Genomic DNA, 19056 nt, shown 5'->3' on the forward strand with positions numbered 1-19056 from the left:
GACGCCGGAAAAGGCGGCAGAATCGCACTTGCATTTTCCCGTGGAAACCGTTATAGTAGGGGCACGACAACATCGAAGGAGGATCTCCCATGAGTGAGGAATTCGGCCCCAATTTTATTACCCTGACCGATGAGGACGGCAACGAGATCGAGCTGGAGTACGTGGACGCCATTGAGGTGGACGGCCAGACGTACATGGCGTTCTTCCCTACGGTGGATGACGAGGCCGATGAAGCTGCCGCCGAGGAGTTCGGTCTGGTGATCCTGAAATCCATTACGGAAAACGGTGAGGAGCTGCTGAGCACACTGGACAGTGACGAGGAGCTGAACCGCGTGTACGACCTGTTCATGGAGCAGCTGATGGACGACGAGGACGGCGACAACTGAGAAAACCGTTCCGCGTCTGGCTTCCGCCTGTATTCGACGGGCGGAGCTGGTACACTATATCATAGAGTCCGGCGGGCACGGCCACGCGCCCGCCCTCAGCGATGGGCAGCGGTCTTTTTTATCCTGACATTGGTTATAGGGGATGTCGGATCAACGGATGGTTTGCAGGCCTCCCCGCTGCTATATGCGGCCGGAAGTTGGAAGCAGTAAAGTCAGTTGGAGACAACCCACCTGCGAGCTGTGCAGGTTATAACGCGGCCGCTGCCCATCGCTGAGCGCCCCTCCGCCTTGCGCGGAGGGGCGCTTCGTTTTGTCCGAAAAGGGCCGCGCCGCCCACTCTGCGGGGCTGCTTCCGCCGCCCATATTCCGGCAGAAGCGCCCATATCTTTCCGGAATGTTCATAAATTCCCTGCGCTTGCCCCTTGCGGAACGGCGCGTAATCCTGTATAATAAGCAGGCATTTTATCACCAAGGGCGTATTATGCCCGTTTTTGAGAGGAATGAAGCAAATGAGCGCATCAAGAGAAAAGAAGAACCGCCAGGATCTGGCCAGCCAGGGTATTCAGGACCCCAAGGCCATCCGTGAGGCGGAGGAGAAGGCCCAGCAGCGCAAGGCCAACCGTCTGTACGGCACCATCGCGGTGGTGTTCGTGCTGGTGGCCGCCCTGCTGGTGGTGGTGAACTCCGGCGTGCTGGAGCGCAGCGCCACCGCCATCACCGTGGACGGCGAGAACTATACCGCCGCCCAGATGAACTACTATTACTATGGCATCAAGAACAGCATCATCAACTCCGGTTACAGCTCCTTCTACGGCATCGACACCTCTGTGGCCATGGACAAGCAGAACATGAGCGACACCGCCAAGATGCTGCTGCAGGTCACGGATGAGGGCGACATCACCTGGGACCAGTTCTTCCGTGATTACGCCACCCGTCAGCTGTCCGTTCAGGTCATGGCCGCCAAGGAGGCCGAGGCCAACGGCATGGGCGAGGATGACGACATCCGCGCCGAGGTGAACGAGGTCATCGACAACATCACCGCCGGCGCCAAGGAGCAGGGCTACACCCTGAAGAGCTACCTGAAGCTGGCCTACGGCAGCACCATGACCGTCAGCACCTTCAAGAAGATGATGACGCTGGAGGAAGTCGCCACCCACTACATGCAGCACTATCAGGAGGGGCTGAGCTACACCGAGTCCCAGCTGGAGGAGTACTATCAGGCCAACAGCAGCGACTTCGACGTGGCCTCCTATGAGTATATCTATTTCAAGGGCACCGCCGACTCCACCACCGACGCCGACGGCAACACCGTCCAGCCCACCGAGGCCGCCTCCGCGGCTGCCAAGACCGCCGCTGCCGAGGCTGCCGCCGCTGCGCTGGAGCGCTATCAGGCCGGCGAGTCCCTGTCCGTCATCGCCGCCGACTATGAGAGCACCGGCTCTTACAGCAGCGTGGACGCCGGCTCCAACAACGGCTCTGCCCTGAGCACCTGGGTATTCGACAAGGCCCGCACCTCCGGCGAGAGCGCTGTGGTGACAGACGATCCCAACAGCTACGTGGTGGTGTTCCACTCTGTGGGACGTCAGGAGTACAAGACCGTGGACGTGCGCCACATCCTGTTCCAGGTGAGCACCTCCGATCTGGACTCCAGCTCCGATACCTATGACACCGATCTGGCCACCCGCAAGGATGAGGCCAAGGCCAAGGCCGAGGATGCTCTGGCCCGGTGGCAGGCCAACGGCGGCACCGAGGATGCCTTCGCCGCTCTGGCCAATGAGCTCAGCGACGACACCGGCTCCAACACCAACGGCGGTCTGTACACCAAGATCACCAAGGGTCAGATGGTCTCCGAGTTCAACGACTGGTGTTTCGATCCCGCCCGCAAGTCCGGCGACACCGGCATCGTCTACAACGAGGGCAGCTACACCGGCTACCACGTCATGTACTTCGTGGGCGAGGATGTCCCCGCCTGGCAGGTCTCCGTGGAGAATGCCATGTCCAGCAATGATTACAGCGACTGGACCTCCTCCCTGGCGGAGGCCGCTGCCGCGGAGCAGCAGTCCGGCATGAAGTACGTTGGCTGACACCGTGAACGAGGCCTTTCTGCGGACGCAGATGCTGCTGGGCGCTGACGCTATGGCGCGGCTGCGGCGCTGCCACGTGATCGTATTCGGTCTGGGCGGTGTGGGCAGCTACGCGGCGGAGTGCCTGGCCCGCAGCGGCGTGGGCGAGCTGACGCTGGTGGATCAGGACACCATATCCGTCACCAACATCAACCGCCAGCTGTACGCCCTGCGCTCCACGGTGGGCCAGTCCAAGGCGGAGGTAGCGGCACGCCGCTGCGCGGATATCGACCCGGAGCTGCGGGTCCACCCCATCTGCGCCACCTATGATGCCGCCCACCACGACCGTTTCTTTTCGACACATTACGACTATATCGTGGACGCCATCGACCTGGTCAGCTGCAAGCTGGACCTCATCGAGCAGGCCCGCCTGCGGCGCATCCCCATCCTGACGGCGCTGGGCACCGGCAACAAGCTGGACCCCACGCTGCTGCAGGTGACCGACATCTCCAAGACCAGCGGCTGCCCGCTGGCCCGTGTGATGCGCAGGGAGCTGCGGGCCCGTGACATCCGCCGCCTGAAGGTGGTGTACAGTCCGGAGGAGCCCGCCGAAACGCAGCAGCTGGAAGCGCCCCCTCCCGGGCGACGCTCTGTCCCTGCCAGTGTGGCCTGGGTCCCCGCCACGGCGGGGCTGCTGATGGGCAGTGTGGTGATCCGCGACCTCTTGCATGGAGGAGGCATGATCCCTTGATACTCACAGGCGCACTGGTCAACGGCGTTGCCATCGTCGCTGGGGGCCTTGCGGGCACCTTCGGCGGTAAGCTGATGCCCGAGCGCATGAAGCAAACACTGCTGACCGCAGCCGCCCTGCTCGCTATAGGCATCGGCATCTCCGGTCTGTCATCCAGCAATAACCAGCTCATCCCCATCCTGTCCCTGATACTGGGCACCATCGTGGGCGAGCTGCTGAACATCGAACATGCCGTGGAACGGATGGGCGAGTGGCTCCAGAAAAAGTTCAGCGGCATGGGCCGCATCACCGAGGGCTTCGTCACCGGCACGCTGGTATTCGCCGTGGGCGCCATGGCCGTGATGGGCGGATTGGACAGTGGTCTCAAGAACGACCACACCATCCTGTTCGCCAAATCCATCATCGACTGCGTGTCGGCGGTGGCCTTCGCCAGCTCTATGGGCATCGGCGTGGCCTTTGCCGGCGGCAGCGTCCTGCTGGTGGAGGGGCTGGTAACGATTCTGGCCTCTCTGGTGGCCCCGCTGTTCACCGAGGCGGTGCTGGCGGAGCTGACGTTCACCGGCTCCCTGCTGCTGATCGGCATCGGCCTGAACGTGATGGGCCTGACGAAGCTGCGCATCCTGAACATGATGCCCGCCGTCCTGTTCCCTATTTTGCTGTGTCAATTCATGTAAGCTGAAAAAATGCCCATCCGGCATACGCCGGATGGGCATTTTTTTATTTGCCGTAGATAAGGTACACCAGCCGGTTCAGCGCACCGGCGGGCAGCACCTTGGTCAGGAACACGAAGAACTTATAGTCGATGCGGATGGCGTACAGCGGGTGGTGGCTCCCCTCCCGCAGGGCCACTCTGGCCACATAGCCGCCGGCTCTGGCGGGGTCCATGCCGGTCTCCTCATCGTGCTCCATGCGGGCCACGGAGCGGCTGATGCGGCCCTGATAGATGTCGTCTCCCTCCCCGATCTTCCGGCGGGCCGCCGTGAAGCCGGTGTGGATGTCGCCGGGCATGACGGCACACACCGTCACGCCGAAGGGCCGCAGCTCGTTGGCCAAGGCCATGGTGTAGGCGTTCACCGCCGCCTTGGTGGCGGAGTAATAGGTCTGGAACGGGATGGGCACCGGCGCCGCCACGGAGCTGAGATTCACGATGCGGCCATGCCCCGCCTCACGCATGATGGGCACCACCTGTCGGTTCATGTTCACCATGCCGAAGAAGTTCACGTCGAACAGGGACTTGGCGTCCTCCGTGGAGGTGAACTCCACCGCGCCGGAGATACCGAAGCCGGCGTTGTTCACCAGAATGTCGATGCGGCCCTCCCGGGCCATGATCTGCTCCACGGCGGCACGGACCGATTCCTCCTTCGTCACATCGGCGGAGATGTGGTGCAGGCCCTCCACGCCCTGTGCACGGCGGGACAACTCGTACACGGTGCAGCCTGCGTCCTTCAGCGCCAGCGCCGTGGCCCGTCCGATGCCGGAGGTGCCGCCGGTGACAACTGCGACCTTGTTACTCATTTGCCATTACCTCCCCGATGATGTCCATAGCCTCGTCCAGCAGGGCCTCCGTGTGGGTGGCCATGTAGCTGGTGCGCAGCAGGGCCTCGCCCTCCGGCGTGGCCGGCGGCAGCGTGGGGTTCACGTACACGCCGCGGTTGTAGATGTCCGCCGCCACCCGCAGCGTCCGGTACGTCTCGTAGGTATAGATGGGGATGATGGGCGTGGGAGCCTCCAGCGCCGAGGGCCGGATGGTAAGGCCCCGCTCCGTCAGGCCCTTGCGGGCGTACAGGCTCAGGCTGCGCAGCCGTTCCGGCAGCTCGGGATGCTGCTCCAGCTGCCGCAGCGCCGCCAACGCCGTGGCGCAGTTGGCCGGCGGGATGGACGCCGAGAAGATAAAGGGGCGGGAGGCGTGGCGCACATACTCCGCCACCTCCGCCGATGCGGCCATGTAGCCGCCCAGAGACGCCAGCGACTTGGAAAACGTGCCCATATACACGTCCACCTTGTCCTCCAGCCCGAAGTGGCTGGCGGTGCCGCGGCCGCCCTCGCCCAGCACACCCAGACCGTGGGCGTCGTCCACCATGACCCGGGCGCCGTACTTCTCCGCCAGAGCGCAGATCTCCGGCAGCTTGGCAATATCGCCGCCCATGGAGAACACGCCGTCGGTGACGATCAGCGCGCCCGCCGTCTCCGGCACCTTCTGCAGGCACTTCTCCAGCTCCGCCATGTCGCTGTGCCGGTAGCGCAGCATCTTGCCGTAGGACAGCTGGCAGCCGGCGTAAATGCTGGCGTGGTTCTCACGGTCGCAGATGACGTAGTCGTGGCGGCCCACCAGCGCGGAGATGATGCCCACATTGGACTGGAAGCCGGTACCGAAGGTGACGATGCCGGGCTTGCGCAGGAACTTGGCCAGCGCGTCCTCCAGCTCCAGATGCATCTCCAGCGTGCCGTTGAGGAAGCGGGAGCCGGAGCAGCCGGTGCCGTACCGCTCCAGCGCCTTGATGCCGGCCTCCACCACCACGGGGTCGGTGGTCAGGCCCAGATAGTTGTTGGAGCCCAGCATGATGCGGCGCTTGCCCTCCATCATCACCTCCACGTCCTGACGGGACTGGAGGGCGTGGAAATAGGGGTAGACGCCCTTCTCCTTCAGCTCACCGGCCAGCGAAGGGGCATAGCATTTTTCAAAAATATCCATGACATGTCCTTTCTTGTTCTAATAACGCTTATTACGTAATATCGTTCCGTATATCGGTATATATTGTAAATTTTTACACAAAATATTATATAGAACGGATGGGCAGTTGTCAACGGTCAGCTACCGGCCGATATACTCGATGACCCTCAGGATACCCCTGGACAGAGCCGCCGCACCGCACATGGTGCAAATGATAGAGATCGTGGTCATAGTGCGCACCTCCTTTTCTGCCTTCCAGCATAGCGGATAACGTGTCCCGAAATCGGGACACTTCGGCGCGGAGCGCGTTTTTTTCATGATACGGAACCTTTGCCGCGATCTGTCCCTCTAATGGATGTCGGATAAAGCGCGCTGTCCGGCGCAAAACACCGCAAAAAACGGAGGTTCTTCATCATGAAGAGATTTTTTACGATTTTTCTGGCCTCGCTGCTGGTGCTGTCTCTGGCGGCCTGCGGCGGCGAGAACAACGATAACGGCAAGACTGTGGACCTGACGGCGCAGGAGGTGCTGGACAAGCTGAAAACCGCCCTTGGCGACAGCTACGAGTGCGATGTCACCGATGAACAGAGCTGGCTGTCCGACTACTTTGGGCTGGATCTGTCAAAAATTGACAGCGGCGTCTCGGAGAGCAGCTCCATCAGCGCCGTGAATCCCAGCACCGCTGTGGTACTGAAGGTCAAGGACGGCTACGCCAAGGACGCCGCCGCCCTGCTGCAGGAACGGTTTGCGCAGGTGGAGGATTACAGCCAGCTTTACAGCATGAACCAGGCCCAAGTGGGTCAGGCCCGTCTGTTTGTCAGCGGCGACTATGTGGCGCTGCTGATCCTGGGCCAGACGCCGGAGGAGGAGCTGACCGCGGACGCTGAGAGCCAGTGGTTCCGCGGCGAGGGCAGCAAGGTGGACGCCGCGTGGAAGGACATTTTCGGCGCGGCGGACAACCAGATCGTGCTGAAGTAACGGCGCGGAAAAGTACATAAAAAATCAGCTGCCCCCATAGGCAGCTGATTTTTTATGGCTGTTTTTTGGATGCGCGGACGCTGGATAGGCAGCGTCGCAGCGCAGTTACATGGCCTTGATGATGTCCACGATCTCAGCGCCGATGCGCTTCTGGGCCTCGACCGTCGCAGCGCCGATATGTCGGGGCGTTTCAAAAATGTGCCTGCGGCACATTTTTAGTCTCCGACCACAGCGGCTATGCCGCGAGGACGCCGGATATCGGCGCACGGACATACTTACATGGCCTTGATGATGTCCACGATCTCAGCGCCGATGCGCTTCTGGGCCTCGACCGTCGCAGCGCCGATATGCGGCGTGCAGGACACCATGGGATGGCTGTACAGCGCCTTGTTGGTGGCGGGCTCGTCGGCGTACACATCCAGACCGGCAGCGCGGACCTTGCCGGACTCCAGCGCAGCCAGCAGAGCGGCCTCGTCCACATTGGTGCCGCGGGAGGTGTTGATGACCACCACGCCGTCCTTCATCTTGGCGATGTTCTCCGCAGAGATCAGCGCACCGCCGTCCACAGCGGGCGCGTGGACGGATACGAAGTCAGACTTGGCCAGCAGCTCGTCCATCTCCACATAGGGGATGCCCAGCTGCTCCTCGATGCCGGGGATGTGGAAAATATCGAAGGCGATGACGTTCATGCCGATGGCCTTGGCCATGACGCCCAGATGCTGGCCGATGCGGCCAAAGCCCACGATGCCCAGGGTCTTGCCCTGCAGCTCGATGCCCTTGCCGTACTCCTTCTTCTTCCACTCGCCGTTGCGCATGGTGTAGCCGGCATCGGAGATGTAGCGGGCGCAGGCGAACATGTGGCCCATGGCCAGCTCCGCCACGGACTGGGAGGACGCCTTGGGGGTGTTTTTCACGGCGATGCCATTGGCCTCGGCGTACTTCACGTCGATGTTATCCACGCCTACGCCGCCGCGGATGATCAGCTTCAGCTGGCTGCCCTTGGCCTCGTCGATGTGGTTGGCGCGGACCTTGGTCTTGGAGCGGACCACCACCACGTCGAAATCACGCAGGGCCTTGCCCAGCTGATCCGGCTCGTAGAACTGCTCCACCACCTCGTGACCCATCTCGCGCAGCTGCGCCATCGCGGTCTTGTCCATACCGTCAGTAACCAGAATACGCATGGTAATATTCTCCTTTGCTATTACAATTTGTTGATATTTGTCGGGGCGGGGCGCCGGGGACGCCCCCCCTGCATCGCCCTGCCGGCGGGTGTTTGCCCCGGCGTGTATGCGGCAGAAATACCACGGCTCAGCCGCTCCGGGCGGCACCGGCGACAGAGATCAGCCGGTGGGAGGGACTTAACATCCCCTTTGCAAGTTGTTACTTCGTATGCTCGGCCTCGAACTTCTTCAGGAACTCCACCAGAGCCTGAGCGCCCTCAATGGGCATGGCGTTGTAGACGCTGGCGCGGAGGCCACCCACGGACTTGTGGCCCTTCAGGTTGTCGTAACCTGCGGCCTTGGTGGCGGCCACCACCTCGGCGTCCAGCTCGGCGCTCTCGGTGACGAAGGGGATGTTCATCAGGCTGCGGAACTCCGGCTCCACGGTACCCCTGAACATCTTGGACTGATCCAGGAAGTCATAGATGACCTTGGCCTTGGCGATGTTGCGCTTGTGCATCTCCTCCAGGCCGCCGATGCTCTTGAGGTACTTGAACACCTTGCCGCAGCAGTAGATGGCCCAGCAGTTGGGGGTGTTGTACATGGAGCCGTTGTCAGCGTGGGTCTTATAGCTCATGTAGATGGGCATCTTGGGGTCGATGTCCTCGCGGATCAGATCCTCGCGGATGATGACCACCACCATGCCGGCGGGGCCTACGTTCTTCTGGACGCCGGCGTAGATCATGCCGTAGTCGGAGACGTTGCAGGGCTTGCTCAGGAACATGGAGGACTGGTCGGACACCAGCACGTGGCCCTTGGTGTTGGGCAGCTTGCTCCACGTCACGCCGTGGATGGTCTCGTTCTCGCAGATATAGACATAATCGGTATCCTCGGGGATGTCCAGATCGGAGCAGTCAGGGATGTAGCTGTAATTCTTATCCTTGGAGGAGGCGGCCACGATGACCTCACCGTACTTCTTGGCCTCGGCGATGGCCTTCTTGGACCAGGCGCCGGTCTCGATGTAGACGGCCTTGCCGTTCTTCATCAGATTCCATGCCACGGCGGCAAACTGCAGGGTGGCGCCGCCCTGGATGAACAGCACCTTGTAGTTATCGGGGATGCCCATCAGGTCACGCAGATCGGCCTCGGCCTCGTCGATGATCTGCTGGAACACCTTGGAACGGTGGCTCATCTCCATGACGCACATGCCGCTGCCGCGGTAGTTCATCATCTCATCGCGGATCTCCTCCAGGACGGGCTCCGGCATCATGGCAGGGCCCGCGGAGAAATTGAAAGTACGACCGTATTTCATTTGGTTTTCCTCCTGTTTATATGGTTGATTGGTCCTTCTTTGTTCGTTTTGCTATTGCTAATGTATAGTATACGGCAAAGCTTCGGCGGAATCAACAGGGAAAACGAAAATATGTCAGTGTGCCTGAAAAATTTTCAGTTTCGTACAAAGAATATTTGTCCTCCATAGGCGGTTTGACAGTCCCGCCGGAACATGGTAGAATACCGTGCTGCGGGCTTGCGGACGCAGGCCCCGGAACAAGAGAGAAAAGGCGGTAAGTGGAATATGGAAGGGCTGCGGAAATATCTGGAGCGCATTGGGCTGTACGCCGACGCCATGCTGAAATGGCTGGTCATCGGCGGGTTGGTAGGCGGCGTGGGCGGCATGGTGGGCGCGCTGTTCCACCTGGGCGTCAGCTATGCCACGGAGGTGCGGCTGGCCCACCCCTGGGTGCTGTATCTGCTGCCGGCGGGCGGTCTCGTCATCGCGGGGCTGTATAAATTATGTAAACTGGAGGGCAGGGGCACCAACGCCGTCATCGAGTCGGTACACTTCGGCAAGGAGGTGCCGGTGCTTCTGGTGCCGCTGATCTTCGTGTCCACCGTCATCACCCACCTGTGCGGCGGCAGTGCCGGACGCGAGGGCGCGGCTCTGCAAATCGGCGGCGGCATCGGCTACCGCACGGGGCGGCTGCTGCATCTGGGGGAGAAGGACCTGCCCCTGGCCACGCTGTGCGGCATGAGCGGCGTGTTCTCCGCGCTGTTCGGCACGCCCCTTACCGCCACGGTGTTCGCGCTGGAGGTCATCAGTGTGGGCGTACTGTACTACGCAGGGCTTGTCCCCTGCATCACGGCGGCCATGGTAGGGTATCTGGTGTCGCTGTGGATGGGTGTGCCGCCCACCCGCTTCACCGTAGTCATGCCGGCGCTGGACGGCTGGACGCTGCTGCTGGTGGTCGTGCTGGCCATCCTCTGCGCCCTGGTGAGTATTCTGTTCTGCCGCGGGCTCCACGTCACGGAGCACCTGGCGGCGCGGCTGGTGAAGAACAGCTACCTCCGTGCGGCGGCAGGCGGTGCGGTCATCATCGCGCTGACGCTGCTGCTGGGCACCACGGACTACAACGGTGCGGGCATGGACGTCATCAGCCGCGCCCTGACCGGTGAGGCCAGTGGGTGGGCGTGGCTTCTGAAGCTGCTGTTCACCGCCGTCACCATCGGGTGCGGCTTCAAGGGCGGCGAGGTGGTGCCCTCCTTCTTCGTGGGGGCCACCTTCGGCTGTGCCGCCGGGGCTTTGCTGGGCCTGCCGCCGGGCTTTGCCGCCGCCATCGGGCTGGTGGCCGTGTTCTGCGGCGCGGTGAACTGCCCCATCGCGTCGGTGGTGCTGAGCGTGGAGCTGTTCGGCGCCGACGCCATGCTGTATTTTGCCATCGCCTGCGCCATCAGCTACGTGTTGTCCGGCTACTGCGGGCTATACAGCAGCCAGACCATCCTCTACTCCAAGCTGCGGGCGGAGTTCATCAACGTACACACCAAGGAGTGAGCAAAACAGACGGAAAGAGACATCTTCGGGTGCCTCTTTTTTTGCGTGCGGCACTTTCCGGGACGGATGCAGGGTCTGCATGTTTACAGGGCTTGACGGGTTTGGTATAATATGGGTTTGAAGTAATATGCGAAAGGAACGCGGCCTATGGAACTGTCGGCAAAGTTAGTCCGCTCACAACTGAATTTCTTCAAGCCCTTTGTGGCCAACTGCTCGCTGGAGGTGACCCGCAAGGGGCAGGACAAGCTGGGCGAGCTGATGACCGCCCTCCACAAGCGGGAGGTGCTGGTAAAGGACCACGCCTTTGACAGCTTTCAGGGCGCGTGGGTCATGCCAAAGGACCAGCGGCGCAGCGGCGTCATTCTGTATCTCCACGGCGGCGGCTATACCTGCGGCAGTCTGGAGTATGCCAAGGGCTTTGCCTCCACGCTGGCGTCAGAGTGCGGCGTTCGGGTGTTCTGCGCCGCCTACCGGCTGGCGCCGGAGAACCGGTTCCCCGCCGCGCTGGACGATGCACTGGAGGCCTATCGCTATCTGCTGAAAAAGGGCTACGGGCCCAAGCAGATCCTGCTGTGCGGCGAGAGCGCCGGCGGCGGGCTGATCTACGCGCTGTGCCTGAAGCTGAAGGAGCTGGGGATGGAGCTGCCCTGCGGTCTCATCGGCATTTCGCCGTGGACCGATCTCACCGGCTCCGGCGCGTCCTATGAGGAGCACAAGGACATTGACCCCTCCATGACCAAGGCGCTGCTGGAGTTTTACGCCAAGTGCTACACCGACGATCCCACCGACCCGCTGTGCTCGCCGCTGTTCGGCGATCTGACGGGGCTGCCGCCGTCTCTGCTGTTCGCCGGCGGCGACGAGGTGATGCTGGACGATGCCCGGCTGCTCCACGAAAAGCTGCTGCAATGCGGCTGCCGCAGTAAGCTGCACATCGCGCCGGAGCGCTGGCACGCCTATGTGCTGTACTGTCTGGAGGAGAATATGGCCGAGGATTTTCAGGCCATCGACCACTTCCTCACCAAGAACCTTTCCCCCGCCCAGAGCCTCCGGTGGATGCGGCTGGACAACGCCGCCAAGATCTACCCCGCCGCCAAGCGCCGCAACTGGAACAACTTCTTCCGCCTGTCCGCCACACTGACGGAGACGGTGGACGTTGCCGTTCTGCGCAGCGCGCTGGACGTGACGGTGCGGCGCTTTCCCTCCATCGCTGTGCGGCTGCGGCGGGGCGTGTTCTGGTACTATCTGGAAGAGATCCCCCACACGCCGCCTATTCAGGAGGAGAAAAGCTGCCCGCTGGCCCATGTGCCCTTCCAGGAGGTGCGGCGCTGCGCCTTCCGCGTGCTGGTGTACCGCGACCGCATCGCCGTGGAGTTCTTCCACGCCCTGACCGATGGCACCGGCGGGCTCATCTTCCTGAAAACCCTGGTGGCGGAGTACCTGACCCAGAAGTACGGCGTGGCCATCCCCGCGGAAAACGGGGTACTGGGCCGGTTGGAGGAGCCGGACCCCGAGGAGCTGGAGGACAGCTTCCTGCACTATGCCGGTGACGTCACCGCCAGCCGCAAGGAGGCCACCGCCTACCACCTCAGCGGCACGGCGGAGCGGGATGGCTACAAAAACCTCATTACCATGATGCTGTCCGCCGATGCGGTGTGCGCCTGCGCCAGGGCGCGGGGCATCTCTGTGACGGAGCTGCTGTGCGCCGCCATGATGCAGGCCATTCTGAACCTGCAGGCGGAGAAGGTGCGGGACCCCCGGCGGCGCAAGCCGGTGAAGGTACTGGTGCCGGTGAACCTGCGGAGTCTGTTCCCCAGCCGGACGCTGCGGAACTTTGCGTCCTACATCACACCCGAGCTGGACCCCCGCATGGGCGAGTGCAGCTTCGAGGAGCTGTGCGGCGAGGTACACCACCGGATGGGGCTGGAGAACAACCGACGCACCATGCGGGCCAAGTTCGCCGCCAATGTGGCCAGTGAGAAGTCCCCCGTACTGCGGGTGATGCCGCTGTTTATCAAGAACATCGCCATGAAGGCGGTGTTTGACGCCGTGGGCGAGTGCAAATCCTGCCTGTGTCTGTCCAATCTGGGCAACGTGCAGCTGCCGGAGGCCATGGCCCCCTACGTCCGGCGGATGGACTTCATCATCGGTGTGCAGGCCGCCGCGCCCCACAACTGCGGTGTGGTGACGTGGAACGGCACCATGTATATCAACTGCATCCGCAGCATCCGCGAGCCGGAGCTGGAGATGTATTTCTACCGTGTGCTGCGGCAGCTGGGGCTCCACGTGAAGGTGGAGAGCAACCAGCGCTGACACGGGAAAGGAGCGAAAACAATGTATTGTATCAAATGCGGCGTGGAGCTGGCCGACAGCGAAAAGGTGTGTCCTCTGTGCGGGACCCGTGTGTTCCACCCCGATCTGCCCTGCGGGCAGGCCGAGAGCCCGTATCCGCCGGATGTCAGCCCCCGCGTAGAGGACGTGAGCCGCGCGGGCGTGCTGTTCGTGCTGACGGTACTGTTTCTGCTGCCGGCGGTGATCTCCGTGCTGTGCGACTGGCGGCTCAGCGGCGGCATCGTATGGTCCGGCTATGTAGTGGGCGGGCTGGTGCTGCTGTATACCACCGTGGTGCTGCCCCTGTGGTTCAAGCGGCCCAACCCTGTGATCTTCGTGCCGGTGGACTTCGTAGTCATCGGCGTGTACCTGCTGTATATCAACTGCGCCACCCACGGCCACTGGTTCATGAGCTTCGCCCTGCCGGTGACAGGAACAGCCATGGTACTGGTGACGGCGGTGGTGGCGCTGCTGCGGTACGTGCCGGCGGGCGCACTGTATATCTGCGGCGGCGGGCTCATCCTGTCCGGCGGCTACGCCGTGCTGGTGGAGTGGCTGCTGAATGTGACGTTCCGGCTGCACGACACGTTTCTGTGGTCGTTCTACCCGCTGGCGGTGTGTACCGTGCTGGGCGCCATGCTGCTGGTCATCGCGGGGTGCAAGCCCCTGCGCCGCAGCCTGCACCGAAAGTTTTTCCTGTAAAGAAAATATGAAAAAACAGGACCGTTCCATGTGAACGGTCCTGTTTTTGTGTGTGGCAGTCAATTGACGTTGTACACGTAACGAACGCCATCAGGAAATGCATTGGCGGCCACAGACACCGCACTCCACTGGCTCTGGCTGCCGCCGTAGCGCACGGTGGCCAGATTGTTGTAGTAGATAAATGCCTCCTCCCCGATCGTTGTAACAGACGCAGGGATATAAATACTGCTGATGTTGGGATTGCAGTAGAACGCCCAATTCCCAATGGTGGTCAGCCCCTCCGGCAGCCGCAGACTCTGGAGCTTCTCACAGTTCATGAATGCGCCGTCTCTCAGCTCCCCGAGGGTGGAGGGGAAGGTGATGGACACCAGCCCCGCTGCGTTGAAGGCATCCTCCATGATGGTGGTCAGCCCCTCCGGCAGTTGGATGCTCCGCAGGGCGGTGCAGTCGTTAAACGCGCACTGTCCGATGATCCGCAGGCTGGTGGGCAGTGTCACATCAGACAGATTGCTGCAGCTGTCAAAGGCGCAGCGTCCGATATAGGTGATCCCCTGCTCCACGCGGAGGGCGCGAATGCTGTCCCTGTACTTGTTGGCAAGCCAGGGCGGCGTAGTCCCACCCCTGTCGGCAGGCCACTCATAGTCGTACATCCGGCCGGAGCCGCTGATGGTCAGGGTGCCGGCGGCGTCCAGCGTCCACTTGGCGCTGTCGCCGCACTTGCCGCTGGCCACCGTAGCGGCGGCAGGCTTTCGGTAGGTCACGGACACGATGCTGCTCCATGCGCCCGCCGTGCCGTTGGCATCCAGAGCGCGCACCTTGTAGTAATAGGTATTGCCGTTTTCGATGTAGCTGATGTTGGTGTAGGACGTACCGGTGACGGTGCTGTACTTGATGTAGTCACCGTTCTTGCTGCGGGCACGGTACACCTCGTACTTGGCCGCACCGGTGACGGCGTTCCATTTCAGGGTCGGACGGCCCTGGCTGTCGTTGCCGCCGGTGACGCTGGGGGCGGGCAGAGTCTGCTTATAGGTCACGGACACGATGCTGCTCCACGCACCCGCCGTGCCGTTGGCATCCAGAGCGCGCACCTTGTAGTAATAGGTATTGCCGTTTTCGATGTAGCTGATGTTGGTGTAGCTGGTGCCGGTGACGGTGCTGTACTTGATGTAGTCACCGTCCTTGCTGCGGGCGCGGTACACCTCGTACTTGGCCGCGCCGGTGACAGCGTTCCATTTCAGGGTTGGGCGGCCCTGCGCATCGTTGCCGCCGGTGACGGTGGGGGCGGACAGGGTCTGCTTGTAGGTGACGCTGACCACGCTGCTCCACGCGCCTGCTGTGCCGTCGGATTTCAGGGCGCGGACCTTGTAGTAGTAGGTATTGCCGTCCTCGATGTAAGATGTGTTGGTATAGGACGTGCCGGTGACGGTAGAATACTTGATGTACTCGCCACTGCGGCTGCGGGCGCGGTACACCTCGTACTTGGCCGCGCCGGACACGGCGTTCCATTTCAGGGTCGGGCGTCCCTGCGCATCGTTGCCGCCGGTGACGGTAGGCGCGGGCAGAGTCTGCTTATAGGTCACGGACACGATGCTGCTCCACGCACCCGCCGTGCCGTTGGCATCCAGAGCGCGGACCTTGTAGTAGTAGGTATTGCCGTTTTCGATGTAGCTGATGTTGGTGTAGCTGGTGCCGGTGATGGTAGAATACTTGATGTAGTCACCGTCCTTGCTGCGGGCGCGGTACACCTCGTACTTGGCCGCACCGGACACGGCGTTCCATTTCAGGGTCGGACGGCCCTGACTGTCGTTGCCGCCGGTGACGGTGGGGGCGGACAGCGTACCTGTCGAGGCGGCGCGGTAGGTCACGGACACAATGCTGCTCCATGCGCCCGCCGTGCCGTTGGCATCCAGAGCGCGGACCTTGTAGTAATAGGTGTTGCCGTTTTCGATGTAGCTGGTGTTGGTGTAGCTGGTGCCGGTGACGGTAGAATACTTGATGTACTCGCCACTGCGGCTGCGGGCGCGGTACACCTCGTACTTGGCCGCGCCGGTGACGGCGTTCCATTTCAGGGTAGGACGGCCCTGCGCATCGTTGCCGCCGGTGACGGTGGGGGCGGACAGAGTCTGCTTGTAGGTGACGCTGACCACGCTGCTCCACGCACCCGCCGTGCCGTTGGCATCCAGAGCGCGCACCTTGTAATAGTAGGTATTGCCGTTTTCGATGTAGCTGATGTTGGTGTAGCTGGTGCCGGTGACGGTAGAATACTTGATGTACTCACCACTGCGGCTGCGGGCGCGGTACACCTCGTACTTAGCCGCACCCGCGACCTTGTCCCACTTCAGCGTGGGACGGCCCTGACTGTCGTTGCCGCCGGTGACGCTGGGGGCTGTCAGGCCCAGTCGGCAGGTCACAGCAACCACGTCGCTCCAAGGGCCTGCCGTGCCGTTGGCGTCCAAAGCGCGGACCTTGTAGTAATACGTACTGCCGCTGGTCAGATAGGAGCTGTTGGTGTAGCCGGTAGACGTCTGGGTACTGTACTTACTGTAGTTTCCATTCTGGCTGTAGGAACGGTACACCTCGTATTTGGCCGCGCCGGTGACAGCGTTCCATTTCAGGGTAGGACGGCCCTGACTGTCGTTGCCGCCGGTGACGCTGGGGGCCGTCAGAGGCGTAGGCTTGCAGTGCAGCGCTGCTGCCAGCAGATCCTCGTTGCCCTCAGAGATGCTGATCTTCGCCCAGTCCGCCGCCGTGCCGGCGTAGTACACGTCCGTCAGGCTGTCGCAGTAGTAGAACGCCTTGCTGCTGATTTCTGTCACGCTCTTAGGAATGGTTACTCTGGCCAGTCGGACGCAGTTGGAAAACACTTCTCCACTGATATAGGTCACACTCTCCGGTATCGTCATGAACGTCAGCGCAGTACAGTTTTCAAAGGCACTCCATCCGATGCTGGTCACGCTGCTGGGGATCGTTATGGATGTCAATTCCGTACAGCCGCTGAACGCAGAGCCGTCGATTTCCGTCACACTACTCGGGATCGCCACAGAGGTCAGCGAGGTGCAGCCGCTGAATGCTCCGTCGCCGATGCTGGTCACGCCCTCCGGGATCGTCACAGATGTCAGTGCGGCACAACCACTGAATGCACCGCCGCCGATGCTGGTCACGCTGTCCGGAATCGCCACGGATGTCAGACTAACACAGTAAGCGAACGCATAGTCGCCGATGGCACGGACGCCCTGCTGTATGACGACGCGCTTGATGTACGCCCGGCAGCTGTACCACGGCGCGTTGTTGTCGTAGCTGTAGTTGCTGATTCGCCCGGTGCCGCTGATGATCAGGGTACCGTCACCGGTCAGTTCCCACGTCACATTGATACCACAATCGCCCTTGCCATAGATGTTGTCCTTGAAATGCACCGTGGCACTCGTCGGAATGCTCACGTTCAGCTTCTGCCAGTCCGTGCCATACCCGCCATAGTAGATATCCGTCAGGCTGCTGCAGGCCCAGAATGCAGATTGTCCAACGTTGGTCACGCTGCCCGGGATCGTCACAGATGTCAGTGCGGCACAACCTCTGAATGCATCGCCGCCGATGCTGGTCACACCATCCGGAATTGTCACGGACGTCAGGCCGCTGCAGTCCCAGAACGCAAGGTCGCCGATGCTGGTCACGCCCTGCTGCATGACGACGCGCTTGATGTACGTCCTGCAGCTGTACCACGGTGACCTGGAATCGTAGGTATAATCGGTCATCGCTCCCGTGCCGCTGATGGTCAGGGTACCGTCCGCCGTCAGCGTCCATGTGACGTTCTCGCCGCAGCTGCCGCTGTCGTAGATGTTGTCCTTGAAATGGACATTCATGCGATCCGGAATGGAATCACGGACATTGCTGACAACGCGATTCCATACTCGCCCCCAGTTATCATAATAGATGTCCGTCCAATTCGGGCAGGACGCGAGATCACCTTCATAGATATCGGTAATCCCGTCAGGGATATCTACGGATTTCAGATTGGTACAGCCCTCAAACATATCGAGAAAAAGTCTATTGCTCATGCTGTCCGGAAGGCTTACCGAGGTCAGTGCCGAGCAGTCCCGGAGCGCACCATGACCAATATATACTGTCGAAGGCGGCAGCACCACTCTTTTGGCGCCGGAGTTTTGCAGAAACGCACCGTTTCCAATAGAAATTACACCGTCCGGCACAATGATCTCCGCCAGATCGGTGCAGTCAGCAAACGCATAGCTGCCGATGGTTTTAATACCGCTGCCGATGATCAGGCAGCGGATACCACTGTCATAGATATCCTGATACCAAGGCGCTTTCCCATAAGCAAAATCTGCAATCCCTCCCTCGGTGTACCCTGTGCCCACGGTAATGATCAATGTACCGGCCTTTGTCAACTTCCACTGCGTATTGTTTCCTGAGGAATTGTCCCCACAAGTTCCGCTGGAAATCAGGTCGTTTTTATAGTATATCTGTGCAGCTGCAGGCAATACACTGCCGCTGCTGCCCCGCGATGCCGTCCAATCCGCCCTCGTACCATTGAAAAACACATTTTTCAGGGAGGTACAGTCATAAAATGTAGCGCCGCTGCCAAATTCCAGGCTGTTTCCCTCGAATACCACATCCGTCAAACCTGTACAGCACTCAAACGCACTGCCGTCGATGCTCGTCACGCTGGCAGGTATCAGTACCTGCGTCAAGCTATGGCAGGCGCGGAATGCGTTGAGACCAATATTGGTCAGGTTATTAGGCAGTGTAATACTTTGCAGACTGCTGCAGGCCCAGAATGCCGCCTCTCCGATAGAAGTCAGCGTGGATGGCAGTGATACGCTGCGCAGATTTTCGTAATAATGAAACGCGTTGTCAGAAATGGATTTGACTCCCTCGCCGATGACCACCTTTTTGATCTTGCTCTTGTACTGACTCCACGGCGCGCCAAACATATTTCCCTCGCCGCTGATGGTCAGGGTACCATCCGAGGTCAGCGTCCATTTCATCAGTTGGCTGTTGTTTAGTGTACCCCCACAGGTACCGCTGTCCACAACAGTATCTCTGCTGCTGATCGCCCAAGCGGTGTCCACTATGCCCAGCGGAACGGCGCTGAGCAGCATGAGAGCCGCCAACAGGATGGATAGGATACGTTTTTTCACAGAAACTCCCCTTTTCTTTATGATCTCCGCCGGT

Annotated in this window: 13 protein-coding genes; 8 read left to right on the top strand and 5 right to left on the bottom strand. The window is 61.2% G+C overall.

Annotated features, from left to right (window positions below; genetic code table 11):
* Positions 1–89 precede the first annotated feature (89 nt).
* The 4 genes from ACZM22_RS03440 (at position 90) to ACZM22_RS03455 (ending at position 3874) form a co-directional block, all read left to right on the top strand.
* Entirely contained in the window at positions 90–386 is a 297-nt protein-coding gene (locus ACZM22_RS03440; RefSeq protein WP_483268014.1) for a DUF1292 domain-containing protein, read from the top strand.
* Positions 387–895: 509 nt separating this feature from the next.
* Complete coding sequence (locus ACZM22_RS03445; RefSeq protein WP_489543122.1) at positions 896–2470, top strand: peptidylprolyl isomerase; 1575 nt, start codon at positions 896–898, stop codon at positions 2468–2470.
* Positions 2463–3200 (top strand): tRNA threonylcarbamoyladenosine dehydratase, encoded by a 738-nt coding sequence (locus ACZM22_RS03450; protein ID WP_489543123.1) that lies wholly within the window; start codon positions 2463–2465, stop codon positions 3198–3200. The genes ACZM22_RS03445 and ACZM22_RS03450 overlap by 8 nt, the downstream gene beginning before the upstream one ends.
* Positions 3197–3874: a DUF554 domain-containing protein gene (locus tag ACZM22_RS03455; protein ID WP_489543124.1), complete on the top strand. Its 678-nt coding sequence runs from the start codon at positions 3197–3199 to the stop codon at positions 3872–3874. Before ACZM22_RS03450 ends, ACZM22_RS03455 begins: the two co-directional genes overlap by 4 nt.
* Positions 3875–3917: 43 nt before the next feature.
* Here the strand turns inward: ACZM22_RS03455 and ACZM22_RS03460 are convergent, their stop codons facing one another.
* Together ACZM22_RS03460 and ACZM22_RS03465 are read right to left on the bottom strand one after the other, a co-directional pair.
* Positions 3918–4715, bottom strand: coding sequence for an SDR family oxidoreductase (locus tag ACZM22_RS03460; protein ID WP_489543125.1), 798 nt, complete (start codon positions 4713–4715; stop codon positions 3918–3920).
* Positions 4708–5892, bottom strand: coding sequence for an aminotransferase class I/II-fold pyridoxal phosphate-dependent enzyme (locus ACZM22_RS03465; protein ID WP_489543126.1), 1185 nt, complete (start codon positions 5890–5892; stop codon positions 4708–4710). The genes ACZM22_RS03460 and ACZM22_RS03465 overlap by 8 nt, the downstream gene beginning before the upstream one ends.
* A 393-nt stretch (positions 5893–6285) precedes the next feature.
* On the opposite strand from ACZM22_RS03465, the gene ACZM22_RS03470 reads away from it, so the two are divergent.
* Complete coding sequence (locus tag ACZM22_RS03470; RefSeq protein ID WP_489543127.1) at positions 6286–6849, top strand: DUF4358 domain-containing protein; 564 nt, start codon at positions 6286–6288, stop codon at positions 6847–6849.
* A 275-nt stretch (positions 6850–7124) separates the two neighbouring features.
* Here the strand turns inward: ACZM22_RS03470 and ACZM22_RS03475 are convergent, their stop codons facing one another.
* Together ACZM22_RS03475 and serC are read right to left on the bottom strand one after the other, a co-directional pair.
* Complete coding sequence (locus ACZM22_RS03475; RefSeq protein WP_489543128.1) at positions 7125–8030, bottom strand: D-2-hydroxyacid dehydrogenase; 906 nt, start codon at positions 8028–8030, stop codon at positions 7125–7127.
* 199 nt (positions 8031–8229) lie between these two features.
* The gene (serC, locus tag ACZM22_RS03480; protein ID WP_489543129.1) at positions 8230–9321 is read right to left on the bottom strand and encodes a 3-phosphoserine/phosphohydroxythreonine transaminase; all 1092 of its coding nucleotides are present in this window, start codon (positions 9319–9321) and stop codon (positions 8230–8232) included.
* Positions 9322–9585: 264 nt separating this feature from the next.
* Between serC and ACZM22_RS03485 the strand changes: the two genes are divergently transcribed.
* From ACZM22_RS03485 to ACZM22_RS03495, 3 genes are all read left to right on the top strand, one after another.
* A complete protein-coding gene (locus tag ACZM22_RS03485) occupies positions 9586–10839 on the top strand; it encodes a chloride channel protein (RefSeq protein ID WP_489543130.1) in 1254 nt (417 codons plus the stop codon).
* A 147-nt stretch (positions 10840–10986) separates the two neighbouring features.
* Entirely contained in the window at positions 10987–13149 is a 2163-nt protein-coding gene (locus ACZM22_RS03490) for an alpha/beta hydrolase fold domain-containing protein (RefSeq protein WP_489543131.1), read from the top strand.
* A 21-nt stretch (positions 13150–13170) separates the two neighbouring features.
* Positions 13171–13869 carry a zinc-ribbon domain-containing protein gene (locus tag ACZM22_RS03495; protein ID WP_489543132.1) on the top strand — a complete coding sequence of 233 codons (699 nt, stop codon included), beginning with the start codon at positions 13171–13173 and terminating at the stop codon, positions 13867–13869.
* 59 nt (positions 13870–13928) lie between these two features.
* On the opposite strand, the gene ACZM22_RS03500 is transcribed toward ACZM22_RS03495, so the two are convergent.
* Positions 13929–19022, bottom strand: coding sequence for a leucine-rich repeat protein (locus ACZM22_RS03500; protein ID WP_489543133.1), 5094 nt, complete (start codon positions 19020–19022; stop codon positions 13929–13931).
* Positions 19023–19056 lie beyond the last annotated feature (34 nt).

Source organism: Vescimonas sp. (assembly GCF_057856985.1).